General features: G+C 61.2%; 20 protein-coding genes and 1 rRNA gene. 11 read left to right on the top strand and 10 right to left on the bottom strand.

The features are described 5' to 3' along the window. From rrf to GIW02_RS06720, 4 genes are all read left to right on the top strand, one after another. Positions 1-79: ribosomal RNA gene (gene rrf / locus GIW02_RS27210) — 5S ribosomal RNA — on the top strand; the annotation flags it as partial. 160 nt (positions 80-239) lie between these two features. Further along, positions 240-899, top strand: coding sequence for a paraquat-inducible protein A (locus tag GIW02_RS06730; protein ID WP_236419694.1), 660 nt, complete (start codon positions 240-242; stop codon positions 897-899). Further along, the gene (locus GIW02_RS06725) at positions 886-1,509 is read left to right on the top strand and encodes a paraquat-inducible protein A (protein ID WP_236419692.1); all 624 of its coding nucleotides are present in this window, start codon (positions 886-888) and stop codon (positions 1,507-1,509) included. Before GIW02_RS06730 ends, GIW02_RS06725 begins: the two co-directional genes overlap by 14 nt. Then, positions 1,502-3,805 (top strand): MlaD family protein, encoded by a 2,304-nt coding sequence (locus tag GIW02_RS06720; RefSeq protein ID WP_236419690.1) that lies wholly within the window; start codon positions 1,502-1,504, stop codon positions 3,803-3,805. The genes GIW02_RS06725 and GIW02_RS06720 overlap by 8 nt, the downstream gene beginning before the upstream one ends. Positions 3,806-4,511: 706 nt before the next feature. On the opposite strand, the gene mksF is transcribed toward GIW02_RS06720, so the two are convergent. The 3 genes from mksF to mksB are packed head-to-tail and all read right to left on the bottom strand — an operon-like array spanning position 4,512 to position 9,323. Beyond that, a complete protein-coding gene (mksF, locus tag GIW02_RS06715) occupies positions 4,512-7,352 on the bottom strand; it encodes an Mks condensin complex protein MksF (RefSeq protein ID WP_236418204.1) in 2,841 nt (946 codons plus the stop codon). Further along, entirely contained in the window at positions 7,349-8,056 is a 708-nt protein-coding gene (gene mksE / locus GIW02_RS06710) for an Mks condensin complex protein MksE (protein WP_122539385.1), read from the bottom strand. The genes mksF and mksE overlap by 4 nt, the downstream gene beginning before the upstream one ends. Beyond that, complete coding sequence (gene mksB, locus GIW02_RS06705; protein WP_012722060.1) at positions 8,046-9,323, bottom strand: Mks condensin complex protein MksB; 1,278 nt, start codon at positions 9,321-9,323, stop codon at positions 8,046-8,048. Before mksB ends, mksE begins: the two co-directional genes overlap by 11 nt. A 187-nt stretch (positions 9,324-9,510) precedes the next feature. On the opposite strand from mksB, the gene GIW02_RS06700 reads away from it, so the two are divergent. Then, a complete protein-coding gene (locus tag GIW02_RS06700; RefSeq protein ID WP_236418206.1) occupies positions 9,511-10,254 on the top strand; it encodes an energy transducer TonB in 744 nt (247 codons plus the stop codon). After that, entirely contained in the window at positions 10,247-10,699 is a 453-nt protein-coding gene (gene rimI, locus GIW02_RS06695) for a ribosomal protein S18-alanine N-acetyltransferase (protein ID WP_003188286.1), read from the top strand. The genes GIW02_RS06700 and rimI overlap by 8 nt, the downstream gene beginning before the upstream one ends. A 120-nt stretch (positions 10,700-10,819) precedes the next feature. Here rimI and GIW02_RS06690 read toward each other — a convergent pair whose 3' ends face one another. Then, the gene (locus tag GIW02_RS06690) at positions 10,820-11,224 is read right to left on the bottom strand and encodes a serine kinase/phosphatase (protein WP_236418203.1); all 405 of its coding nucleotides are present in this window, start codon (positions 11,222-11,224) and stop codon (positions 10,820-10,822) included. 139 nt (positions 11,225-11,363) lie between these two features. On the opposite strand from GIW02_RS06690, the gene can reads away from it, so the two are divergent. Then, a complete protein-coding gene (can, locus tag GIW02_RS06685) occupies positions 11,364-12,008 on the top strand; it encodes a carbonate dehydratase (RefSeq protein ID WP_010213394.1) in 645 nt (214 codons plus the stop codon). On the opposite strand, the gene GIW02_RS06680 is transcribed toward can, so the two are convergent. The 5 genes from GIW02_RS06680 to GIW02_RS06660 form a co-directional block, all read right to left on the bottom strand. After that, positions 12,005-12,529 (bottom strand): SET domain-containing protein, encoded by a 525-nt coding sequence (locus GIW02_RS06680; protein ID WP_236418202.1) that lies wholly within the window; start codon positions 12,527-12,529, stop codon positions 12,005-12,007. The genes can and GIW02_RS06680 overlap by 4 nt on opposite strands. Before the next feature lie 148 nt (positions 12,530-12,677). Beyond that, positions 12,678-13,847 carry a hypothetical protein gene (locus GIW02_RS06675; RefSeq protein ID WP_236418201.1) on the bottom strand — a complete coding sequence of 390 codons (1,170 nt, stop codon included), beginning with the start codon at positions 13,845-13,847 and terminating at the stop codon, positions 12,678-12,680. 122 nt (positions 13,848-13,969) lie between these two features. Further along, the gene (gene acpA, locus GIW02_RS06670) at positions 13,970-15,670 is read right to left on the bottom strand and encodes an acid phosphatase (RefSeq protein WP_236418200.1); all 1,701 of its coding nucleotides are present in this window, start codon (positions 15,668-15,670) and stop codon (positions 13,970-13,972) included. A gap of 100 nt (positions 15,671-15,770) precedes the next feature. Beyond that, the gene (locus GIW02_RS06665) at positions 15,771-16,091 is read right to left on the bottom strand and encodes a hypothetical protein (RefSeq protein WP_236418199.1); all 321 of its coding nucleotides are present in this window, start codon (positions 16,089-16,091) and stop codon (positions 15,771-15,773) included. 261 nt (positions 16,092-16,352) lie between these two features. Beyond that, entirely contained in the window at positions 16,353-17,771 is a 1,419-nt protein-coding gene (locus GIW02_RS06660) for a TIGR00366 family protein (RefSeq protein WP_236415523.1), read from the bottom strand. 183 nt (positions 17,772-17,954) lie between these two features. On the opposite strand from GIW02_RS06660, the gene GIW02_RS06655 reads away from it, so the two are divergent. The 3 genes from GIW02_RS06655 to GIW02_RS06645 all read left to right on the top strand — a co-directional run bounded on the left by GIW02_RS06655 (position 17,955) and on the right by GIW02_RS06645 (position 20,960). Next, a complete protein-coding gene (locus GIW02_RS06655; RefSeq protein ID WP_236415521.1) occupies positions 17,955-19,268 on the top strand; it encodes an MFS transporter in 1,314 nt (437 codons plus the stop codon). 61 nt (positions 19,269-19,329) lie between these two features. After that, positions 19,330-20,466, top strand: coding sequence for an XRE family transcriptional regulator (locus GIW02_RS06650; RefSeq protein WP_236415518.1), 1,137 nt, complete (start codon positions 19,330-19,332; stop codon positions 20,464-20,466). Continuing rightward, the gene (locus tag GIW02_RS06645; protein ID WP_236415516.1) at positions 20,463-20,960 is read left to right on the top strand and encodes a DUF4411 family protein; all 498 of its coding nucleotides are present in this window, start codon (positions 20,463-20,465) and stop codon (positions 20,958-20,960) included. Before GIW02_RS06650 ends, GIW02_RS06645 begins: the two co-directional genes overlap by 4 nt. A 38-nt stretch (positions 20,961-20,998) precedes the next feature. Here GIW02_RS06645 and GIW02_RS06640 read toward each other — a convergent pair whose 3' ends face one another. Beyond that, positions 20,999-22,369, bottom strand: a complete 1,371-nt coding sequence (locus tag GIW02_RS06640) for a GntT/GntP/DsdX family permease (protein WP_236415514.1) — start codon at positions 22,367-22,369, stop codon at positions 20,999-21,001. Between the two features lie 242 nt (positions 22,370-22,611). Between GIW02_RS06640 and GIW02_RS06635 the strand changes: the two genes are divergently transcribed. Continuing rightward, complete coding sequence (locus GIW02_RS06635; protein ID WP_236415512.1) at positions 22,612-23,832, top strand: TolC family protein; 1,221 nt, start codon at positions 22,612-22,614, stop codon at positions 23,830-23,832. The last annotated feature ends 7 nt before the right edge of the window (positions 23,833-23,839 follow it).

Raw genomic sequence — 23,839 nt, 5'->3', positions numbered from 1 at the left:
TCCCGAACTCAGCAGTGAAACGATGCATCGCCGATGGTAGTGTGGGGTTTCCCCATGTGAGAGTAGGTCATCGTCAAGATTAAATTCCAGAACCCCTGTTTGCTAACGCAAACAGGGGTTTTGTTTTGGGCGGTCGAAAAGCCAATTCGACACAAACCCTCCGACAAATTTGCGCAGTTATTTCTGAACCAGACTACTAGAATAGGCACCTAACCTTTTTTAGAGTCAGAGCCCTACTTATGCCCGATCCGGTTGATGCCCTTGAGGTGTCGGATTTACCACTGGACGACCTGGTGGCATGCCATGAGTGCGACTTGCTGATGCGCAAACCAACGCTCGCCCTCTGCGAAAAAGCTCAGTGCCCGCGCTGCGGTTATGAGCTGTACGCTCACCGCCACAATGTCGTAGAGCGCAGCCTCGCCTTGGTACTCGCCGCGCTGTTGCTGTATATCCCTGCGAACTTTTTGCCCATCATGCAGCTCAATCTACTCGGGCAGTCCTCGGAAGACACCGTGTGGAGCGGCGTGGTCGGTCTGTTTGATACCGGTATGCAAGGCGTCGCCGCCGTGGTGTTTCTGTGCAGCATGGGGATTCCCCTGCTCAAGCTGCTCTGTCAGCTCGCCGTCCTGCTCAGCATCCGCTGGAAGGTTGGTCGCAGTTATGGGCTGCTGCTGTACCGCATCTACCATCACATGAAAGATTGGGGAATGCTGGAGGTCTATTTGATGGGCGTGCTGGTGGCGATCGTAAAGCTCGCCGACATGGCCTCCATCACGATCGGCTTGGGATTGGTCTGTTTCGTCAGTCTATTAATGGTTCAAGTACTGCTTGAGGTGGTGATGTCGCCCCACCAGATCTGGCAAGCGCTGTCAGGAGAAGATGATCATGCGGGCGATTGATGCGGGCATTCTGATTTGCACCGAATGCCACGAGCTGAACAAACAGGAACCGCATACCGACGAGCAACTCTGCACCCGTTGCGGCGCGTTGATCCATGCCCGTCGTCCGAACAGCCTCACCCGCACCTGGGCGTTGCTGATCACGGCAGCCATTCTGTATATACCCGCTAATTTGTTACCCATCATGACCATCAACTCCCTTGGCCAGGGCGATCCCAGTACCATCATGGCCGGCGTGATCCAGTTGGTGCAGCACGGCATGTTTCCGATCGCGGCGGTGGTATTCATCGCTAGTATCCTGGTGCCGACCTTCAAGTTGGTGGGCATCGGCTTGCTGCTATTCTCGGTGCAGCGTCATCAGCCGTTGTCCGCGCAGCAGCGCATTGTGATGTACCGCTTTATTGAATTCATTGGCCGCTGGTCCATGTTGGATATCTTCGTGATCGCCATCCTGGTGGCGGTTGTAAACTTTGGGCGACTTGCCAGTGTCGAGGCCAACCTCGGCGCCGCGGCGTTCGCCAGTGTGGTCATCTTGACGATGCTTGCCGCAGTAACTTTCGATCCCCGACTGATTTGGGATAACACGGAGTCGGACGACGACCATGAGTGATTTGCCTAAAGCTAAAACCCGCCCGGCCTCCAACTGGTCGGCCATTTGGGTGCTGCCCCTGATTGCCCTGATTATCGGCGGCTGGCTGGGGTGGCGTGCCTATTCCCAGCAGGGCATCGAGATCCAGGTTCGCTTTGAGAGCGGCGAGGGCATTCAGGTCAATAAAACCGAAGTGGTCTACAAAGGCATGCCCGTAGGCAAGGTCAAGGCCCTGGCCCTGGATGACGAGGGCAGCAATCGCGGGGTAATCGCTACCATCGAGATGAACAAGGACGTTGACCAGTACCTCAAGACCAACACCCGTTTCTGGTTGGTCAAGCCGAGTGTCAGCCTGGCGGGTATCACTGGCCTGGAAACCCTGGTGTCGGGTAACTATATTGCCGCCAGCCCAGGTGACGGTGAGCCCTCGCGCAAATTCAAGGCGCTCTCTGAAGAGCCGCCGTTGTCCGACGCCAAGCCGGGCCTGCACTTGACCATCAAGGCCGATCGTCTCGGTTCGCTCAACCGTGGCAGCCCGGTGTTCTACAAGCAGATCCAGGTTGGCCAGGTCAAAAGCTACCTGCTCTCTGAAGACCAGAGCACCGTCGAGATCAAGGTCTATATCGAACCGACCTACGCCAACCTGGTGCGCAAACACACGCGTTTCTGGAACGCCAGCGGCATCAGCATCGACGCCAACCTCTCCGGTGTGAAGGTGCGTAGCGAGTCCCTCTCCAGCATCGTCGCCGGCGGTATTGCCTTCGCCACGCCGGAGAATCGCAAGGACAGCCCGCCAACAGACCCGAGCCTGCCGTTCCGTCTGTACGAAGATTTTGACGCCGCCGCGGCGGGCATCAGGGTCAAGGTCAAACTGACCGACTTCGAAGGCCTGCAGGCCGGGCGCACCCCGGTCATGTACAAAGGCATCCAGGTCGGCAGCCTGAAAACCTTGAAGATCGACCCGGACCTGTCCAGCGCCAACGCCGAACTGACCCTCGACCCATTGGCCGAAGACTACCTGGTGCAGGACACCCAGTTCTGGGTGGTCAAACCCTCCATCTCCCTGGCGGGCATCACCGGCCTGGAAGCGTTGGTAAAGGGTAACTACATCGCCATCCGCCCGGGTGACAAAGGCAGCGCCCCGCAACGCGAATTCGTCGCGCGTGCCAAGGCGCCACCGCTGGACCTGCGCTCCCCGGGCCTGCACATGGTCCTGTTCACCGACAACCTAGGCTCCCTGGATGTCGGCAGCCCGATCCTCTACAAGCAGGTCAAGGTCGGTTCGGTGCAGAGCTACCAATTTTCGCGCAAGAACAAGCAGCTGGTGATCGGTGTTCATATCGAGAAGGAATATGAAAACCTGGTCAATGGCTCGACACGTTTCTGGAATGCCAGCGGGGTTACCTTGACGGGCGGGCTCACCGGCGGCATTCAAGTGAAGAGTGAGTCTTTGGCCAGCCTGATGGCCGGCGGTATCGCGTTCGAAACGCCTGAACCCAATGTGCCGCTGAAAAAGCGCATCCCACGTTTCCGCCTTTTCGCCGACCGCGAGGCGGCCAATCAACACGGCACCCTGGTGACCATCAAGGTCGATCGCGCCGACGGCATGCGCCCTGGCACCCCGGTGCGGTTCAAGGGCCTGGACGTGGGCAAGATCGAGAGCGTCGACCTCAGCGCCGACATGCAGTCAGTGCTGCTCAGCGCACGTATCACCCAAGTGGCGGATCGCATTGCGCGTGCCGGCAGCCAGTTCTGGGTGGTCAAGCCTGAGCTGGGCCTGATGAAAACCTCCAACCTGGAAACCTTGGTCACCGGGCAGTACATCGAAGTGCAGCCGGCGGCAAAAAATGCCGGGCCACAGAAGAATTTCGTCGCCCTGGACCAGCCGCCCGAAGCCGTCCATCAAGAGCAAGGCTTGCGCCTGGTGCTCAGTGCTGCACGCCGTGGCTCGCTCAAGGAGGGCGTACCGGTGACCTACCGTGAGGTCACCGTGGGCAAAGTTACTGGTTACGAATTGGGCCAGACCGCCGACCGCGTGCTGGTGCATATCCTGATCGAACCCAAGTACGCACCGTTGGTACGCGGTGGCAGCCGTTTCTGGAACACCAGCGGCTTTGACCTGGACTTCGGTTTGTTCAAGGGCGCGACTGTGCGGACCGAATCCCTGGAAACCCTGGTTGTCGGTGGTATCGCTTTCGCCACGCCGGACGGCGAGCGCATGGGCAATGCCGCCCGGCCGCAGCAGACTTTCCCGTTGTTCGATAAGTTTGAAGATGAGTGGCTGACGTGGGCGCCTAAAATTCCACTCGGCAAATAACCGAGGCGCGGCCTTCGCGAGCAAGCCCGCTCCCACACTTGACCGAGTTCCAACGTTGGAATGCGGTCAAATGTGGGAGGGAGCTTGCCCCCGATGAGGCCCTCAACACCACCACAATCCCCACAAAAAAGGCCGCGATCCAGAAGATCGCGGCCTTTTCGCATTTCAGCGCAGTGGATCAGACCTCATCCAACTCCGGCTCGTCCGCCTGTACATTCACCGTCGCTTTCACCACATCGTGACGACGGATGTACTTCCAGTGCGCCTTATCGACGTAGATCCCGTTCGGCCCGCTCCCACACTTGACCGAGTTCCAACGTTGGAATGCGGTCAAATGTGGGAGGGGGCTTGCCCCCGATGAGGCCCTCAACACCACCACAATCCCCACAAAAAAGGCCGCGATCCAGAAGATCGCGGTCTTTTCGCATTTCAGCGCAGCGGATCAGACCTCATCCAACTCCGGCTCGTCCGCCTGTACATTCATCGTCGCTTTCACCACATCGTGACGACGGATGTACTTCCAGTGCGCCTTATCGACGTAGATCCCGTTCGGCCCGCTCCCACACTTGACCGAGTTCCAACGTTGGAATGCGGTCAAATGTGGGAGGGGGCTTGCCCCCGATGAGGCCCTCAACACCACCACAATCCCCACAAAAAAGGCCGCGATCCAGAAGATCGCGGCCTTTTCGCATTTCAGCGCAGTGGATCAGACCTCATCCAACTCCGGCTCGTCCGCCTGTACATTCATCGTCGCTTTCACCGCATCGTGACGACGGATGTACTTCCAGTCCGCCTCATCGATGTAGATCCCGTTCGGCCCGCTGCCACCTTCCAGGTCGATTGCCACCTGGGCCGACACCTGCGGTTTCACACTGGCCAGGATCGGCACAAAGCCCAGCTGCAAACTGGTTTCCAGCAACGCCGCCTGGTTCTTCTCGTCGATGTCCGCCGCCTCATCGAGGTAGTACGGCAAGCGCACGCGCCCGGCCTGATCGCGGTCCATCAAGTGCAGCAACAAGTACATGTTGGTCAGCGCCTTGATGGTCATGGTGGTGCCGTTGGACGCGGCGCCATCGATGTCGGTATGAATCACCGGCTGGCCATGCACCTTGGTGATCTCGAAGGCCAGCTCGAACAGATCCTTGAGGCCCAACTGGTTATGGTTGGCGGCCACCAGGCGCGCGAGGTATTCCTTGGCCTCTTCGTTCTTGTTGTCCTGCTCGGCGCTCTGGCTGAGGTCGAACACCGACAGGGTTTCGCCTTCTTCATACTGACCGGCACTGTGGATGATCTGGTCGATATGCTTGAGGGCTTCCTTGTTCGGCGCCAGCACGATACGGAAGCTCTGCAGGTTGGACACTTGGCGCTTGTTGATCTCGCGGTTGAACAACGCCAACTGGTGTTCCAGGCTGTCGTAGTCGCTGCGGATATTGCGCAAGGTCCGTGCGATATCGGTGACCGCCGCACGCCGCGCCTTGCCGAGGGTCAGGGCCTCATCGGTGCGGTGCGCATAGGCGTTGATCAGCAACTGCAGACGGCGCTCCACGTCATCCTCGCTGTCGAACTTGGCCACGCCCTTGAGGCGCACCTGGGCGTACAGCGCCTCGATCTGGCCATCGGCGCGCAGCAAGCCCTGCCAGCTGTCCTGATAGTCATTGAGCAGCGGCAGCAGGTTGTCCATGGAGTCGTCGACCGGGTCCATGAACGGTGTGCCGAACGGCAGGTCCGCTGGCAGTAACTGACGACGACGCAACGCGTCATCCAGCGTACGCTGCTTGGCTTCCATATCGCCGATCTGCCGGCCCACCAGTTGCAGCTTGGCCGACAGTTGCTGGACGCGTTCGGTGAAGGCATCACTGGAGCGCTTCAACTCATCCTGCGCCGCTTCCATCTGCGCCAGGTTTTCCAGCTTCTCGCCTTCTTCGGCGCTCAGGGTCTGTGCGCGACGGAAGTCTTCCAGGGCCTTTTGCGCATCCAGCACCTGCTGGTACAACGCTTCGGTCTGGGTCTTGCTCGCGGCGCGGTCAGAGGCCACGGCCTGCTGGGTTTTCAGTTGCTTGAGTTCTTTTTCCAGGCGCTCTTTCTGGTCACGCAACGCCGCGCGATCGGCCAGGGCCTGCAAGGCTGGCGGCTCGATGTGCGAGATGTCGATGGACAGCCCCGGCACTTCAAAACGCTCGCCCTTGAAGCCATCGAGAATCTGCTCCAGGGATTTGACCCACTGGCCGTCCTCATCCAGCGTGATGCCATGCTCGCCCAACGGCAGGCTGAACAGCGAACTGTTGAACAGGCGCATCAGACGCTCGACATCTTGCTGCGAGAACTCTTCGCGCAGCTTGGCGTAGCTGTTGTTGTCCGCGTGGTCGAGCTGCTGCTTGACCGACTTGAGACGTTTTTCTAGGTCGCGCAAGCGCTCGTCCAAGTCCTCGGCGCTGAACTGCCGCGACTGCGCCAGGGCGCCCGCCAGTTCATCGTGCGCATCCTTGGCCGCCAGCAATTGCTGCTCCAGCACCTTGACGTCGTCCACCAGCGCAAAGCGATGCTTGAGCACCGACAGCTCGCCGAGCCAACGCTGAATGCCGCTGATTTCCCGCTCCAGGCGCATCAGCTCCTGGGTGCCGCCACGCTGGTCGTTCTGCAGCGCGTCCTGCTCATTACGGTAGTGCTCGGCTTGAATGGTCAGCTCTTCCTTGCGCGCACTGGCGTAGTCCGACCAGGTGCCCAGCAACGAGTCCAGCAGCGGCGACAGGCGATGCAGTTTGCCGCGCAGTACATCGCGCAGGCGCACGCCATTGGCCAGTGCCTCGACCAACGGGCCGGCAGCGACCAGCGAGTTGTAGTCCTGCTCCATGCGCCGCACATCGCGGAAGGCTTCTTCGCACGCGGCGATGTAATCCACGCTGCCGGAACGCAGGCTGTGTTCGAACGCATCGAGGAACAGCTGCTTGAGCTTGGCTGCGGTGATTTCGCGCATGTGCAGCAAGTTGATAAACAGCGCGCGGAAGGTCTTGAGGCTCTGCTCGCTGGTGGAGCGCAGCGGAATCAGGGTCAGGTCCAGCGGGATCGACGTGTGGCCGCCGACCAGCAAACGGCGCAGTTCATCCGGCTTGAGCTCGTAGGCTTTCAGGCCCTCGCGCTCCAGGTTGGTGAACAGCTCTTTCTGGCGCAGGCAAGTGTCGTTTTTCTGGTAGTGGGCCAGGTCCAGCTTGCCTGCGTAGGCAAAGAACTGGTGACCGAAACCACCGCCCGGGCCACGCCCGACCACGCCGATCACATGCGGGCCGTGGGGCAGCGAGACTTCCACGAGGATGTAGCTGGTGTCGGTGGCAAAGTAGAAGCGCCGCGATTGCTCCAGCGTGTACTTGCCGAAGCTCATGTCCGACATGCGCGCCAGGATCGGGAACTGCAAGGCGTTGATCGAGGCGGATTTGCCCAGGTTGTTCGCACCATACACCGACAACGGTTCTTCCAGCGGGAACAGGCCCAGGCTGTAACCTGCGGTGTTCAATAGGGCGAAGCGGCGGATGCCGTAGCGTTCCTTGCTCATGCATCGGTCTCCTGTTCTTCGGCAATGGCACGGGCCAGGGCGTCTTCTTCGCTCTCGTCAGAGAAGTCACTGAGATCGAGCGGGTCATCGGTTTTCAGCAGTTTCTCATCGCTGTCTTCATCGATGATCACCGGCGCCGGTAGCGGCAACACGCTGTGCACGCTGGCCGCGAGGTCGCGGTCCTGCTGCACCGACAGGCACACGTCGAGGAAGCGGTGCATCGGCGGCAGGAAGCGGTAAATGCCGTTGTCTTCGCTGGCGAAACCGAGCTGAGTCATGCGGCGCATGATTTTCTCTTCGAGTTCTTCCTGCGTCTGTACTTCGGCCTGGATAAACAGGTCGCGGTACTTCTCCAGCAACGACGGCAGCTCATCGCGGCCCAGGCTGCCACCGTCGAGCACGGCGATCGGGTCGCGGCCCTGGTCGGCCAGGTGCTCGACGAGGATGAAGGTGAACAACGCCAGGCGCTGGGCGGTCTTGTTCACCTGCGCGCTGGCAATGGCGGAGTCCGGCACGAAGTAATAGAAACCGCGGGTATCGCACACCAGCTCAAAGCCCAGGGCTTTGAACAGCGTGCGGTACTGGTCCTGGAAGTTCGACAGTTGCGCGTACAGCTCCGGGTCGCGGCGGCTGACGTGGTAACCCTTGAACAGCTCGCGAAAGATCGGCGCCAGCTGTGACAGTTCGGATAGATCAAGATGCATAAGGCGTGCTCGCAGAATTCTCGGCGGAGTCGGTGCTGGCCGGGAGCAGGGCGAATGAGCGCAGGCTGACCTGGTGCTCGTGTGTGTGGTAATCGCGGCGTTCCAGGCGTTCGCGCTTGAAGCGTTTTTCACGCGAGAGCCGTGAAAACCAGTACAGCAATTCGTCGGTGGCGCCGTCCGGTTCCTGCTCCAGCAGCCAGGTCATCAGGTCGGGCATCGGCAGCGCGTCTTCGCAGCGCTCGAGCATCTCCTTGACCGTGCGCGGCGCACGCTGGGCGTCGCCCTTGTGGGATTTGTGCGCCTTGGGGAAACGTGCCGGTTTCGGCTCGAAATTCGCCAATGCATACACATAAGCCTCGACCTGGCTGGCACTCCCGAGAAAAGTGCTTTGCGGCCGAGTGAACATCGGCATCGCCGCCTGCGGTACGGCGTCCAGACCTTTACGGCGGATGGCCGACAAGGCCAGCGCCGCGCCCCGGGTCACGGCGTTGTGCCGCCGCGCTTCTTCGCGCAGCGGCAGCAACAGCTCGCGGGCGTGGCGCAAGGTCAACTGAGCGCTGGTCTGCATTTCGAGGATGCGCGCGTGGGTGCGCAGCAGCATGTCGTCGTCCACCAGGTGGCCCAGGCGCTGCTGTTCGGTGAGCATGCGCAGCAGCACATTCTCGACCTTGCGCACGCCCTGTTCGAACGCGCCGTCGGCGTTCACCAGTTGGATCATCGGTTCGACATATTCATCCCAGGTCGCCAATACCTCGGCGTAACGCTGGCGCAACGGGATCTGCCGGTCGCTGGTCTTGGCGCGGTCGGCCACGGCTGCGAGGGCCTGTTCGTCGTTGGCGAGCTTTTTCAGCACGTCGCGCACGCGCATATCCAGCAGGCGCAGTTGACGGGCCAGGTCGTGGCCGTCGCGGATGTCGAAGGCGTCCTGGATGTAACCGGCCAGGCGCTCCAGGTGGCGCAGGTAGGCTTCGATTTCCAGGCACAGGCCAAGCCGGTGCTCCTTGCGAAGATAGGCCAGGAAGTCGTGGATCTGCGCGTTCAGCTCGAAACGGTTCGGGCTTTTGGCGACAGGCACCAGGATATCCAGGCGAATCCACACGTCCAGCAGGCTGGTGATGTCCTGGGGCGTGCTGTCCAGTTGTTGGGCGGCCAGTTGTGCGCGCAGCTCGCTGAGGCTCAGGGTGCCTTGGTCGAAGTGTTCGCACAGTGGCTCAAGCAGGGCCCAGTGTTCGGCGAGGGCGCGCAAGACGCGCTTGGGTTCGATCATCGGAATGGCCGGCTGGTTGGCGATTAAAAGTCGCGATTGTACTGCATCAAGCGCGGGATTTATCCACAGCCGGTCAGTGCGCAGTGGGCGATTGTTGCCGAACAGCGGTAGAATCCCCGCTCTTTAGTTATCCACAAGTGGCCGAGCTGTGCTTATCGAGTCCCGACGTCGCGCTTACTTGACCGCCATGCAGGTGGTCAACTGGCTGCCCCGCACCGAACTGCCGTTTGCCGCGCCGTCGCGGCCCGAGCTGCTGCAGGCGCTTGAGCCCTATGAGGCGTTTGAGACGTCGGGCGAGGAGTCCGCCGCACCGGTGGCGGTGGTCAAGCCCGAGCCGCAGGTGCGCCCGGTGGTTGAGCGCGCCAAGATCGAAGTGCCACGCCCCTCGCCGGTGGCCAAGCCGGTGGTGGCCGAAGAGGTTGCGCCGGTAGTCAAGGCCCCGGTAGTGCCGCCGCCGCGTTTTGCCCTGCAATTGCTGCGGGCCGGGCGCTGTCTGCTGCTGGTGGAATTGCCCACTGGCGAACGCTTCCAGACCCGCGACCCGGCCTACATGCTGCTCAAGGACATGCTGCGCGCCGCCGGCCTGCCCGACAGCCCGCAAATCGTCGGTGACCCGGTGCGCTGGCCACTGCTGGTGCGCGGCACCATGGACCAGGGCCCGGAGGCTGCACGGGATTTTGTACAAGGTTTTGTCTCGGCGCGCCTGGAAGACGAACCCTGCGTGTGCCTGTGGCTGATCGGCCTGCCCGCCGTGCGGTTTGCCGGCGAAGCCAACGCCGAGGCCTGGTACCGCGAACTGCAGGTCGAAGGCCTGGGGTCGGTATGGGCCCTGCCGGGCCTGGAATTATTAATGGAAGAGCCACAGCGTAAGGCTGATGTCTGGCAAGCCATGCGCCGGCTGATGGCGCGCTGGAAAACAACCGATGAGTGAGGCTTTATCCTTCCGCCCGATGACCGAGGCTGACCTCGACGCCGTGCTGAAAATCGAATACGCGGCGTTCAGCCACCCCTGGACCCGTGGGATCTTTCTCGATGGGCTGGGCAAGTACCAGATCTGGCTGATGTTCGAGGGTGAGCAGCAAGTGGGTCATGGTGTGGTGCAGATCATCCTCGATGAAGCGCATTTGCTGAACATCACCGTCAAGCCGGAAAACCAGGGCCGTGGGTTGGGCCTGGCGCTGCTGGAACACTTGATGTCCCGCGCCTACGCCGCCAATGCACGTGAATGTTTCCTCGAAGTGCGCGACAGCAATACCGGCGCGTTCCGCCTGTACGAACGTTACGGCTTCAACGAAATCGGCCGTCGGCGCGACTACTACCCCGCCGTGGGGGGGCGCGAAGATGCGGTCGTGATGGCTTGCACCCTGGTCGACTAAGTCACAAAACCACTGTGGGAGGGGGCTTGCTCCCGATGGCAGGCTGTCAGTCAATGCATGTGCCGACTGATCTACCGCTATCGGGAGCAAGCCCCCTCCCACATTTGGATCTACCGTGTGTCAGCGGTTGCCGTCGACGGGGTCGATATCGGCCAGTTCGGCTTCATCCAAGCCATTCCCGCCGCCAATCTCATCCTCGTCGACGATGCTTAGGTCAAAGTCTGCCGGGTAGTCTTCGCCTGCCTCCCGCGCATCCCGCGCGCCATCTTCATGGATCAGTGTCTCGGGGCTAATGTCATCGTCGGTCGACTCATGGTCAGCCGTCGAAGCCCCGGTCAGCCCGGCTTCGCGCACCCGTTCGTCGGGCATCAAGTGCTCGCGTTCGCGACGCGGGATCTCTTCGCCGATTTCCGCCGTCGGTTCTTCCTCATCAAAATCCAGCTCGCGCATCTCGCCCATGCGGTCTTCGTTGTCGTCGATGGGTTCCGGCTGTGTAGCTCCGTAGGGACGTCGTGATTCAGTCATGGCCAATCCTCATACTGTGGGGCTTATAGTGTGTGGACAGGCCGCCCGCACCAAAGATTCAAGCTAATTTGCGCGTGGCGTGACCTGAACGAGGGGTTGTCAGTCACAAAACTGCGCATCATTCCTGAGGCTTTCCCTGATGAACGAACTACAAGACCTGCTTGATAACAACGAACGCTGGGCGGATGCGATCAAACAGGAAGATCCCGAATTCTTCGCCAAGCTCGCCCGCCAGCAAACCCCTGAGTACCTGTGGATCGGTTGTTCCGACGCGCGCGTACCGGCCAACGAGATCGTCGGCATGCTGCCGGGGGATCTGTTTGTGCACCGCAACGTGGCCAACGTGGTGTTGCACACCGACCTCAATTGCCTGTCGGTGATCCAGTACGCCGTCGACGTGCTCAAGGTCAAACACATCCTCGTCACCGGCCACTATGGCTGTGGCGGTGTGCGCGCCTCGATGCAGGACCGTCAGTTCGGCCTGATCGACGGCTGGCTGCGCACCATTCGTGACTTGTATTACGAAAACCGCGACCTGCTGGCGCAGTTGCCCACCGAAGAAGAGCGTGTCGACCGCCTGTGCGAGCTGAACGTGATTCAGCAAGTGGCCAACGTCGGCCACACCAGCATTGTGCAAAACGCCTGGCACCGTGGGCAGAGCCTATCGATCCATGGCTGCATCTACGGCATCAAGGATGGCCGCTGGAAGAGCTTGAACACCACCATCAGTGGCTTCGAGCAATTGCCGCCGCAATATCGCCTGCGCCCGTTGGGCGAAGCCTAAGGGCGTTTGCGCGTCCGCCACTGTGCCATGAACGCCTGCCCTTGGGCGTTCAGAGGCTCCTGGCTGCCGGTGATCCAACCCCGGCAGTTCAGCTCGCCGCATTGGCAGGCGAACTGCCGGAACAGCTCATCCTCGGTGCTGGCGTAATCCAGCGTCAGCGCCGTGCCGGCGGCAATCGGCTGTACGCTCCAAAGCTCGAGGTAGGTAGTGTCCAAAAACACATTCGGGTTGCAGGAGTGCCGCAGCAGGCCGCAGAACCAGCAATCGTACAAGTGGATGCGTGTAGACAGCTGCAAGGTATGCGCGCGTCGCTCGCTCACGGCGTAGCCGGAGACTTTGGCGATGCGCACACGGGTGTCGAAGTCTTTGCGAGCCTGGCCCCCCGCCGCCATGTCAGCCGTGCCTGGGATCATCTGAAAGTGCTCGGACGACGGGTAGCCCTGTTCAGCCAGTAGCATCTTGAAGGGGTACAGGCATTCACTCACAGCGGATTTAGCCTTATCCATGGCCTGAGTTTTCATAACTCTCCTTGGTGGGGCTGCATCGACCTGCGGGGGGTGGCTGACAACCAGTCTTGCAGCGTATGGGCGCGGCTCAAGACTCACTGAAGATGAAGCCGATTTCTACTGTCAGATCTGACAGTAGAAATCGGCTTTTTTTTGTGCGCGGTTACAGTGCAGGGTTGCTGACGGCTGGGGCGGGAGCGGGGTTTTTGAGCTGTTTGAGCTGAGTCTTGATCGCGGCGGTGGCGCACATCGCATTCGCTTTTTCCGGGCTCAGGTTGCGTACCGAGGTGTAGAACAGTTCGCAGGTCTGCTCTTTACGCGTGACCTGCCAGGTGTTCATGCAGGCTTTGAGCAGCACATTCGGATCGCTCGCCGGTTTTTGTCCCATGCCGGCCTGCCAACACGCGGCGCTCAGGTCCTGGCCCATCACTTTCAGGCCGGCTTCATCGGCTTTTTGCTCATTGCCGTCATAGCTGGCCGGGTCCGCCGCATACCAAATGTAGCTGGGGTGGTTGGAGCCCAGTACCGACACGGTTTTGCCCGCCGTCGGGCTGATCTGCGTGAGGCCCAGAACGCCGACGGTTTGGCCGTATTGTTGTTTGATCCAGTTACGCACCGGCGTGCCGAACGCGACCATCGGCAACGAGCCGTTGGCATGCAGGCTCAGCTCCTGGACCATGCGTGTCTGGTAGTCGGTGAAGTAGCTGTAGACGTTTTCCAGGTCCTTGCCCGCATTGGACGGCGCGGCGATGGGCGCGATGTCGATGATGGTCTGGTAGGCCGGGGTTTCGGTGGCCGGTACGCCATTGTCGGTGAGCAGCGCGGCCCAGCGGTCGGTGGTGGCCGATTCCAGGTAGTCCTGGGCCTGGGTCAGCGAGTAATCGGGTGGGAAATGCAGCAGTTCAATGCTTTTGCGGTTCTCCAAAGCCATACCGAGCGGCAGGAACAGGTACCAGTTGTAGGCCCATTTGCCATCGCTGTTGAGTGTGCTCGCGCCTTGGTAGGCGAGGTCGGCGGTATTGAGCAAGGCCGTCAATGGCTGGCCGTAAGCATCGGGAACCCCGCTGAAGGTCGCCGAGACTTGCCCATCATGGGTTTTGACACTGACCTTGGCGCGGCTGTAGCCGTCGCGCTGCAGGCTTTGGTTCAGGTAGTGCTCGGCGGTCTGCTCCAGCGTCCATGGCCGCACGCAGATCACGTTGCAGTTATTGGGGTAAGCGAACAACTGGGTGACCCGTTGCGTGCTGCCCAGTGGTACTTCGATGTCGGCCTGCACGGCCGCACTGGTCAGCAGTGCGGCCAGGGTCAGGGAGAGCCTGGTCGGTTTGAACATAGTTGGTTCCTTGTCAGCGAAAGCCCGTCTGCGCGGGATGAAAGCCCACTTCCACACAGTAGCGGCTGACCAGGAAACCCGCGTACTAAATCGCCGGGCGTGTCGCTATTGGATAAGAAAACCTACAGGTCGAACTGCAATGCGTTGCTCAAATCCCCCATGGGCTTCTGGCCACGGGCGAGCATCGCGTCATCACGTTGCTTGAGGCCGTCGAGTTTTTCCAGCTGGAACACCCGCGTGATCAGGCGCAGGATCGACGCGGTGTCGTACACCGTATGGTCCACCGTGCCTTTGCGTGCGAAGGGCGAAACGACCAGCGCCGGTATCCGCGTGCCCGGGCCCCAGCGGTCGCCTTTGGGCGGCGCTACGTGGTCCCACCAACCGCCGTTTTCGTCGACCGTCACCACCACGACCATGTTGTTCCATTGCGGGCTTTCCTGCAGCACCTTGAGGGCGCGGGCGATATGGCGGTCGCCCGACGCCACGTCGGCGTAACCGGCGTGCATGTTGAGGTTGCCCTGGGGTTTGTAGAACGTAACGGCGGGCAGCTTGCCGGCCTGGGCGTCGGCGAAGAACCGGTTGGTGCTCGACTCGTCCCCCAGCCCGCCGTCGCGCAGGCGTTTGTCGCGCTCGGCGCGGTGTTGCGGGCCTTGTTGCTTGAAGTAGTTGAATGGCTGGTGGTGGTACTGGAAGTTGGGGATTTTCGGGATGCCGCCCGAATCCTTGAACTGATCCAGCGTCGCCTGCCATGCCCCGGCGTACCAGGCCCAGTCGACGTTTTTTTTCGACAGCTTGTCGCCGATATGCTCGTGGGTTTGCGGCACCAGCACGTTGGGCAGGTCGGGCTTTGAGTAATCCGGGTTCTGCGGGTCGCGAATCCAGGTCGGCCAGTAGGGCGGGGCCAGGGTGTTCACGGCGTAACCGTCGGGCGTCAGCGCGCTGGGGCCGAACTGCGGTGGGCCGGTCATGGCGCTGGCCGGGGATGTCTCCATCGGCTTGAGGCGCGGGTCGGTGGGGTCGTCACTTTGCAGCGTGGCAATCTGCGCCTTGGCTACCGATTGCGTGGCATTCGGATAAAACGGCGCGGTGGCGCTGATCAGGTATTGATGGTTAAGGAACGAGCCGCCAAACGCGCCCTGGAAGAAGTTGTCGCAGAGCACGAACTCCTTGGCCACATCCCACAGCCGCAGGGAATAACGGCTTTGGGCGTAATGGCCCATCACCAGCCCGCCGGAATCGGCCCAGGCAACGAAACCGTCGTTCTTGCCGCCGTTGATCTGCATCTGGTTCTGGTAGAACACGTGCCACAGATCACGGGTGACGAGGCTCAAGGGCAGGTCTTCGGCATTCGGGCCTTTGAGGGCGAACGGTGCATTGGGCAGGTTTTCCTGGAATTGCACGTCGCTGGGGTAGGTCACCCCGTCCACGCTTTGTGGGCCGACTTGCAATACGCCGCCCCAGGCGGGGGGCAGGCTGGGCAGCACGCTGGCGTCGCGATCACGTTGCAGGGCGTCGCTGGCGGAGAGCGCCGACAGCGGTTTCTCTACGCCAGGAAAATCCGCAAACAGGTTGTTGAAACTGCGGTTCTCGGCGTAGATCACCACTACGGTTTTCACCTGCTCGTGCAGGGCGTTGTCGAGTTCTTTGGCGGTGAGCGGCCGCTTCGCCGGTTTGCTTGGTGCTTCGCCGGTGTTGCCACAAGCACTCAAGGTCGCGCCCACCCCCAGCACCGCCGCGCCGCCCAGGAAGCGCCGGCGGCTGGTGTCCACTGGCGGCTGGGCGGCGCAATCGTGGGAAGGGCGGTCTTCGTGCTCGTCACTCATTACTGGGAGTCCCTGCGGGTGAATGTTTCAAAATATTTCGCAGGACGGTAGCAATCGAATGTGACGCAACGAAGACAAAGCGTTGCACGCTACAGGCCGGTCACAGCAAGCGCAGCGCCAATTCGCTGCCGGCGCGCAAATACTCCACCTGGGCCGTCAGCGCATCCTTGACGATGGCCTCCCCGGTGTCGGTCAGCTTGGCTTTTTTGGCATCGATGACACTGGTCTGCAGCAGCTGCATGGCTACGTCCATGGCCTTTTGGAAAGCTGTCACATTGTTGTGCAGGCCAAACTCCTTGATAACGGTGGCCATGCGGCAATCGGCGTTGTCGCGCAGGCCCTGATATTCGACGAACGACACGCTGCCGTCCTTGTAAATAGCATTGATCAACTCTTCCAGCGATTTGGAGATGGGCGTCATCGGATTGTCCTTGGCGTGTGTGAAGGGGCATCCGAGAGAGGTTAATCAAAGGTGCTGGCGGGGGAAGTCAGCGCGGGCGGTTGCCGGGGGCGGGAAAGTCCCACATATCTCGTCAGAAAAGCGGCTTTCAGCGCCTGTGCGCCTGACACCGCGCAACTATAAATGTGCGAGCGCGCGTGCTCGCGAAGGCGGTCTGTCAGCGAAACATGTGCTGAATGATCCACCGCTTTCGCGAGCAAGCCCGCTCCCACACTGACCGCGTTATGGCATGACGGGCGGCAAATACTTCAAGGTCGTGCCCAGTGCCCACAGCAAAAACAGCACCAGCGGGGTGTGCACCAGCAGTTGCACAAAGGAGAACCCGATCAAGTCCCGCGCCTTGAGCCCCAGCACCCCCAGCAGCGGCAACATATAGAACGGGTTGATCAGGTTCGGCAGCGCCTCGGCCGCGTTATAGATCTGCACGGCCCAGCCCAGGTGGTATTGCAGGTCGTTGGCAACCTGCATCACGTAGGGCGCTTCGATGATCCACTTGCCGCCGCCCGACGGGATAAAGAAGCCCAGCACCGCCGAGTACACGCCCATCAGCAGCGCGTAGGTGTCGTGGGAGGCGATGGAGGTGAAGAAGGTCGAGATATGGTGCGCCAGGGTCTGGCCGTCACCGCCCTTGACCACGGTCATCAGCGCGGCGATCGAACCGTACAGCGGGAACTGGATCAGCACGCCGGTGGTGGTCGGCACGGCGCGGGCCACGGCATCGAGGAAGCTGCGCGGGCGCCAGTGCAGCAGGGCACCCACCATGATGAACAGGAAGTTATATGTGTTGAGCCCCGAGATGGCGCTGATCGCCGGCTTGGTCGAAAACTCGTGGAACAACCAGCCGGCGGCCAGCAGTGCCAACAGGATGGTCAGCAACGGGCTGTGTTCCAGCCATTCGCCGGGGCGGGTCGGCGGTTGCGGCTTGGGCAGGTTGAAGGCCGGGTCGACGCCGCAGGCCTTGGCGTCACGGGCGCTGTTCGGGCCGGGAGCGGTGGCGTAGGCGATGATCAGCGATACCACGATCAGCGCCAGCAACAGCACGCCGGATTGCCACAGGAAGATAGTCTCGGTGAACGGGATCATCCCGGTGATCGACAGGATCGACGGCGGCAAGCTGGCCGGGTTGGCCTGCAATTGCGCAGCCGACGACGACAACCCCAGCGCCCACACCGCGCCCAGGCCCAGGTAGGCCGCAGCACCGGCTGCGCGGTAATCCATGCGCAAATCGGTGCGACGGGCCAGTGCGCGTACCAGCAAACCGCCGAACACCAGGGACAGCCCCCAGTTGAGCAATGAGGCCAGCATGGAAATCAACGCCACCCAGGCCACGGCCGAGCGGCCGTTTTTCGGGATGCGCGCCAGGCGGTCAATCAGCTTCACGGCGGGCGGCGAGCTGGCGACCACATACCCGCCGATCACCACGAAGGCCATCTGCATGGTGAACGGGATCAAGCTCCAAAACCCGTCGCCAAAGGCCTTGGCGGCCTCGGTCGGTGCGGCGCCCATGCCCAGGGTGGCTACGGCCACGATGATCACGGCGAGGGCGGCGAACACCCAGGAGTCAGGGAACCAGCGTTCGGCGAAGTTGGAACAACGCAGGGCAAATCGGGCATAGCGGCTTTCTTCGATAGCATCGGCCACGAGTCGTACCTCTTGTATTTATTATGGGGGGCAGTTTGCGCGCATGTTCCTCCACGGCCATTGATATGGGAATGCAGTTATCTTCATCGATCCATGAGGAAAACAAATATATCTGCTGTGATTGCCATCATTCGGTTCAGCTCATAACCTGCACGCCATTTTGTTTGTCTGCCGAGCTTCTTCATGACTGCCACCTCTGTTCCACAGGCGCAGCGATTTTCCCGCTCCGACTACAAAACCCTGGGCCTGGCCGCCCTGGGCGGTGCCCTGGAAATCTACGACTTCATTATTTTCGTGTTCTTTGCGCTCACCCTCAGCCAATTGTTTTTCCCGCCGGAAATGCCCGAATGGCTGCGCCTGCTGCAAAGCTTCGGCATCTTTGTGACCGGCTACCTGGCCCGCCCGCTGGGCGGCATCCTGATGGCGCACTTTGCCGATCACCTGGGGCGCAAGCGCGTGTTCAGCCTGAGCATCCTGATGATGGCGTTGCCGTGCCTGCTGATCGGGATCATGCCGACCTACGCGCAAATCGGCTATTTCGCACCGCTGATCCTGCTGGCGCTGCGCGTGCTACAGGGCGCGGCTGTCGGCGGCGAAGTGCCCAGCGCGTGGACCTTCGTGGCCGAGCACGCGCCGCGCCACCACCGCGGCTACGCCCTGGGCTTCCTGCAAGCCGGCCTGACCTTTGGTTACCTGCTCGGCGCGCTCACGGCGACGCTGCTGGCACAAGTCTTCACCCCGGCGGAAATCCTCGATTACGCCTGGCGTTTTCCCTTCCTGCTCGGCGGTGTGTTCGGCGTGATCGGCGTGTGGTTGCGCCGTTGGCTCAGCGAAACCCCGGTGTTCCTCGAAATGCAGGCCCGCCGCCAGGCCGCCGCCGAACTGCCGTTGCGCACCGTGCTGCGTGACCACCGCGCCGTGCTGCTGCCGGCAATGATCCTCACCTGCGTGCTCACCTCGGCCGTGGTGGTACTCGTCGTCATCACCCCGACCATGATGCAGAAAACCTTCGGCATGAGCCCCAGCCACACCTTCGCCTTGAGCGCGCTGGGCATTGTCTTTCTGAATATCGGTTGCGTGTTCGCCGGCCTGTTGGTGGACCGCATCGGCGCCTGGCGCGCGGTGCTGGTCTACAGCCTGTTGCTGCCGGTGGGCATTGCCGTCCTGTACGCCAGCCTGATCAGTGGTGGCATCTGGCTCGGCGCGGCGTATGCCGTGGCGGGCCTGAGTTGCGGGGTGGTGGGCGCGGTGCCGTCGGTGATGGTCGGGCTGTTTCCGGCGCCGGTGCGGGTGTCTGGGATTTCGTTCACCTACAACATTGCCTACGCACTATGGGCGAGTACCACGCCGCTGCTGCTGATTGCGCTGATGCCCACCAGCCCGTGGATTTGCGTGGGCTATTGCGTGGTGATGGGCGCGGTAGGGGTGGGGAGTGTGGCGCTGTTTGGCAAGCGCCACACGGTAGATGCTGTTACAAATGGCACTTGGGGCCATTAATTGACGGGTAGGGGGGGCGCTCCTATAGTCACGTCCATTCCTGACGAGCACATCTTCCTCCATGACTCAGACCGCCTATATCAACCATGCAATCCTGTCTTGGTCTCGCCAGCGGGCGGGGCTGTCTGAAGCGCAGGTTGCCAAAGGCCTCATGGTCAAATTGGAAAGGCTGAAGGAGTGGGAAGGCGGTCGGAGCTTTCCCACCTTCAACCAGGCGCAAAAGTGGGCCGCCCTTGTGCATGTCCCCTTTGGCTATCTCTTTCTCAGTGCACCTCCGCCCGAGCATCTCCCTCTTCCTGACCTGCGTACTGTGGGTGGCGTTTTCCCAGACAAGCCCAGCTTGAACCTGATGGACACGGTGAGAGACGTGCTCCGTAAGCAAGACTGGTACTTGGAGTATTTGCAGGATCACGAGCGTTCCCCTCTGTCCTTCGTGGGAAGTTTCAATTGCCGTTCGCCCATCAAAGATGTGGTGGCAGATATTCGTCGCGTACTTGGCGTAACGGATGCCTTTGCTCGAATGGGTTATGAGGACTATGTGAGGGCTCTGGTGAGCGGTGCGGAGGAGGCCGGAATTCTCATCATGCGCAGCGGTGTTGCCTTGGGCAACACCCACAGGAAGCTTGATGTCAGTGAGTTTCGAGGGTTTGCGATCAGCAACGCTATGGCCCCCGTAGTTTTCATCAACAGTGCGGACGCGCCTACGGCACGGCTTTTTACATTGATGCATGAACTGGCGCATATCTGGATTGGTAGCACGGGCGTGCCTGATGGCAGCAGTCAAAGTGCCCGCCAAGAAGAAGCCTTCTGCAACGCGGTGGCGGGAGAGTTTCTGGCGCCGGAACATGTTTTTCGAGTGCACTGGGATTTGGGTGTTCACTGGGAAGAAAACCTCGTGCCCCTGGCCGGGCGCTTTCGCGTCAGCACGCTTGTAATTGCCCGGCGAGCCCTTGATCTTGGCTACATCAGTAATGATCAATACGGCGCTTACTATCGTCGGATCTTGCAGGAGTTTCGAGATAAAGACGGTAATGGCGGGGACTACTATCGCACCGCGGCTATCAGGAACAGCACCCGGTTAAGCAAGGCCGTTCTCGCAGAAGCACAGAGCGGGCGGATTTTGTTGCGAGACGCAGGAAAACTGCTGGGTGTTCAGCCCGCCAAGTTGAAGACTTATGGGATGAAGCTGTCGGCATGAAGCACCTATTGGATTCGAATACGCTGATTGAGGCCAAAAACCGTTATTACGCAATGACGATTTGCCCAGGCTATTGGGCATGGATACTTCAGCAGCATCAGGCCTTGGAAATCGCCAGTATTGTTCCGGTCAGGGACGAACTAGCCAAAGGCAACGACGAGTTGACCCAATGGGTAAAGAGTAATGCCGGCCTGTTTGAAGACTCGAGTGATCAACAGACCCAATCTGCCTTTGGGAATATCGTCTCAAGAATTGCCGAGCAAGTACCGATGATGAAGGCGGGTGCTTTGGAAGAGTTTCTTGAGGGCGCAGATGCTTGGTTGATAGCCAAGGCAATGACGACGGGCGCAGTGGTTGTCACGCACGAGGTCTATAACCCTGACATCAAGCGCAAATACACTATTCCCAATGTGTGCTCTTTGTTTGGTGTCCCTTATATGAACACTTTCGATTTACTCGGGAAGCTTGACGCGCGCTTCGTGTTGCACCACTGACACAGCGAGGGGAAGAAACCCTCCCCTCAACGGCATCTTCAGGTCAAGAAGTGCCACAGCACCAATGTACCGACCAGCCCCACCACAGAAACAATCGTCTGCAACACCGACCACACCCAGATCGTCTGCTTCAGCTGCAAGCCGAAGTACTCACGCACCATCCAGAACCCGGCGTCGTTGACGTGGCAGAAGAACACCGAGCCGGCGCCAATCGCCAGTGCCACCAGTGAGCTTTGCGTGGCGGCCAGCCCGGCCATCATCGGCGCGAGGATGCCTGCGGTCGTGGTGGTGGCGACGGTCGCCGAGCCTGTTGCCTGACGCAGGGCCACGGCAATCAGCCAGGCCAGCAGCAGATACGGCATGTGCGCGCCTTCGGCGACCTTGCTGATGGCCTGGCTGACGCCGGCGTCCAGCAGGGTTTGCTTGAGGCCGCCGCCGGCGCCGATGGTCAGCAGCAAAACAGCAATGGGCGCGAGGGCTTTGCGCAGGGTGTTGCCGACGTCGGCGCGCGGCATGCCGGCGGCCCAACCTAGGCAGATCACGGCGGCGATCACGGCGAGGCCGAGGGCGATCAGCGGTTCGCCGAGAAATTTCAGCACCAGGCCCACGCTGCTTTCCGCCGGCAGTGCGACTTTGGCCAAAGTGCTGCCCAGCATCAGAATCACCGGCAACAGAATGATCAGCAACGACACGCCAAAACTCGGTTGGCGCGGTGCCTTTGGCGGTGCGCTGAACAGCGCGCCGATGTCGGCTGGTGCGTCCACGTGCAGGCGTTTGGACAGCCAGTTACCGTAGAGCGGCCCGGCCAGAATCACCGCAGGCACCGCGAGGCAAAAGCCCAGCAGCATGGTCAGGCCCAGGTCGGCGTGCAGCGCGCCCACTGCGATCAGCGGCCCCGGGTGCGGTGGCATCAGGGCGTGCAGGGTGGTCATGCCGGCCAGTGCGGGGATGGCGATTTTCAGCAGCGGCTGGTTCGAACGTTTAGCCATCACGAAGATGATTGGCACCATCATCACCAGGCCCACCTCGAAGAACAGCGGCAGGCCGATCACCATCGCCACCAGTGCCATCACCCACGGCAATGACTTGCCCTTGCCGAGCCCGAGCAAGGTGGTGGCGATGCGGTCGGCCGCGCCGGATTCCGCCATCAACGCGCCGAGCATCGAGCCCAGGGCAATGATGATCCCGGCTTCACCGAGGATCGCCCCCGCGCCTTTGCTGAACGCCTTGGCCACTTCTTCCGGCGGCAACCCGGCGCCGACACCGGCGATGAAGGTGCCGATCAGGATCGACAGGAACGGTGGCAGTTTGGTCGCGCTGATCAGCACAATGATGCTGGCGATAGCCAGTAGAACGCAGAGCATGAGGCGGGTGTCGTGAACCATCCACGCAGCAGTCGATAACTCCAAAACGGGACTCCTTATCGAACAGGTTGGGAAAATTGTTTCTTTTTGTTTCCTGTCTGAAAAGCATACCTGATCCCGCAGTGGCCCAGTGCTGATGTACCGTTTTGGTGCAACCCGCCGTGCTGGCCCGGCAGCCCCGCCGCAGAGCCTTTACTGTCGGATTTGTAATCTTTGCTCCACCGCCCTGATAGGTCGTGAACGCTACATTGCCCCCGCTTGGACTTCATTGGCGTGGAACTCTCGTTATGGCAATTTCCGTTAGAAAACTCGTCGGGGCGACGCTGTTATGGGTGGCCGCCGGTGTTACCCAGGCGCAAACCCTGAGCCTCGATTCAGCCTTGCAAAGCGCCTTCGCCAACAACCCGGACTTGGCGGCGGCGCAGTGGGAGATCGACATCGCCCAAGGCGTGCGGCAGCAGGCGGGATTGATGCCCAATCCGGTCGCCTCCTGGGACGCTGAAGACACCCGCCGCAACAGCCGCACCACCAGCATAAAACTCAGCCAGACCCTGGAACTGGGCGGCAAACGCGGCGCACGCATTGACGTCGCCACGCGCGGTCAGGACGCCGCCGCGCTGACGCTTGAACAGCGCCGCAACCTGTTGCGTGCCGAGGTGATCGACAGTTATTACGGCGCCCTGCGTGCCCAGGAGCGCCTCGACCTCGCGCAACGATCCCTGGCCCTGGCCGAGCGCGGCCTGGTGGTTGCCAAGGGGCGTGTGACCGCGGGTAAAACCTCGCCGGTTGAAGCCACGCGCGCCCAGGTGCAGCTGTCGGAAATTCGCCTGGAACTGAACCGCGCCCAAGTCGGCCTCAGCGACGCCTACCGCCGCCTCGCCGCCAGTACCGGCAGCGCCGTGCCGGACTTCCAGGCGGTTGCCACGAACCCTCAATCCACACCGCCTCTGCCAGCCGCCGCCCAACTGCTGGCGCGCCTTGAGCAAACCGTGGAGTTGCGCTTGGCCGAGCTGCAGATACTGCAAGGCGAAGCCAACGTCGGCCTGGAAAAGGCCCAGCGGATTCCCGACCTCGATGTGTCCATCGGCAGCCAGTACGACGCTGGTGCGCGCGAGCGGGTGAACCTGGTCGGCGTGTCGATGCCGATCCCGTTGTTCAACCGCAACCAGGGCAATGTGCTCGCGGCCAGCCGCCGCGCCGACCAGGCCCGCGACCTGCGCAACGCCACCGAACTGCGCCTGCGCACCGAAACCCGCCAGGCCCTGGACCTGTGGCAAACCGCGAACACCGAAGTGCTCGCGTTCAACCAGCAGATCCTGCCTGCCGCCCAGAGCGCGGTGGACAGCGCCACCCGTGGTTTCGAGATGGGCAAATTCAACTTCCTCGACGTGCTCGACGCCCAACGCACCCTGATCGCGGCGCGCAACCAGTACCTCACGGCGACCGCCCAGGCCACCGACGCCTGGGTGCGTATCGAACGGATTTACGGCGACCTCGCCCGGTTTTGATATTTTC

Origin of the sequence: Pseudomonas syringae (assembly GCF_021606685.1) — a bacterium.
Lineage (GTDB): Bacteria > Pseudomonadota > Gammaproteobacteria > Pseudomonadales > Pseudomonadaceae > Aquipseudomonas > Aquipseudomonas syringae_R.
The sequence above is the reverse complement of the archived record's forward strand: the minus strand, read 5'-3'. Positions and strand labels throughout refer to the sequence as shown.

Bases quoted from the DNA above. Each gene is read 5' to 3' on its own strand.
- GIW02_RS06730 (WP_236419694.1), top strand. From the start codon at position 240: ATGCCCGATCCGGTTGATGCCCTTGAGGTGTCGGATTTACCACTGGAC.
- GIW02_RS06725 (WP_236419692.1), top strand. From the start codon at position 886: ATGCGGGCGATTGATGCGGGCATTCTGATTTGCACCGAATGCCACGAG.
- GIW02_RS06720 (WP_236419690.1), top strand. From the start codon at position 1,502: ATGAGTGATTTGCCTAAAGCTAAAACCCGCCCGGCCTCCAACTGGTCG.
- mksF (WP_236418204.1), bottom strand. From the start codon at position 7,352: ATGAGCAAGGAACGCTACGGCATCCGCCGCTTCGCCCTATTGAACACC.
- mksE (WP_122539385.1), bottom strand. From the start codon at position 8,056: ATGCATCTTGATCTATCCGAACTGTCACAGCTGGCGCCGATCTTTCGC.
- mksB (WP_012722060.1), bottom strand. From the start codon at position 9,323: ATGATCGAACCCAAGCGCGTCTTGCGCGCCCTCGCCGAACACTGGGCC.
- GIW02_RS06700 (WP_236418206.1), top strand. From the start codon at position 9,511: ATGCAGGTGGTCAACTGGCTGCCCCGCACCGAACTGCCGTTTGCCGCG.
- rimI (WP_003188286.1), top strand. From the start codon at position 10,247: ATGAGTGAGGCTTTATCCTTCCGCCCGATGACCGAGGCTGACCTCGAC.
- GIW02_RS06690 (WP_236418203.1), bottom strand. From the start codon at position 11,224: ATGACTGAATCACGACGTCCCTACGGAGCTACACAGCCGGAACCCATC.
- can (WP_010213394.1), top strand. From the start codon at position 11,364: ATGAACGAACTACAAGACCTGCTTGATAACAACGAACGCTGGGCGGAT.
- GIW02_RS06680 (WP_236418202.1), bottom strand. From the start codon at position 12,529: ATGAAAACTCAGGCCATGGATAAGGCTAAATCCGCTGTGAGTGAATGC.
- GIW02_RS06675 (WP_236418201.1), bottom strand. From the start codon at position 13,847: ATGTTCAAACCGACCAGGCTCTCCCTGACCCTGGCCGCACTGCTGACC.
- acpA (WP_236418200.1), bottom strand. From the start codon at position 15,670: ATGAGTGACGAGCACGAAGACCGCCCTTCCCACGATTGCGCCGCCCAG.
- GIW02_RS06665 (WP_236418199.1), bottom strand. From the start codon at position 16,091: ATGACGCCCATCTCCAAATCGCTGGAAGAGTTGATCAATGCTATTTAC.
- GIW02_RS06655 (WP_236415521.1), top strand. From the start codon at position 17,955: ATGACTGCCACCTCTGTTCCACAGGCGCAGCGATTTTCCCGCTCCGAC.
- GIW02_RS06650 (WP_236415518.1), top strand. From the start codon at position 19,330: ATGACTCAGACCGCCTATATCAACCATGCAATCCTGTCTTGGTCTCGC.
- GIW02_RS06645 (WP_236415516.1), top strand. From the start codon at position 20,463: ATGAAGCACCTATTGGATTCGAATACGCTGATTGAGGCCAAAAACCGT.
- GIW02_RS06635 (WP_236415512.1), top strand. From the start codon at position 22,612: ATGGCAATTTCCGTTAGAAAACTCGTCGGGGCGACGCTGTTATGGGTG.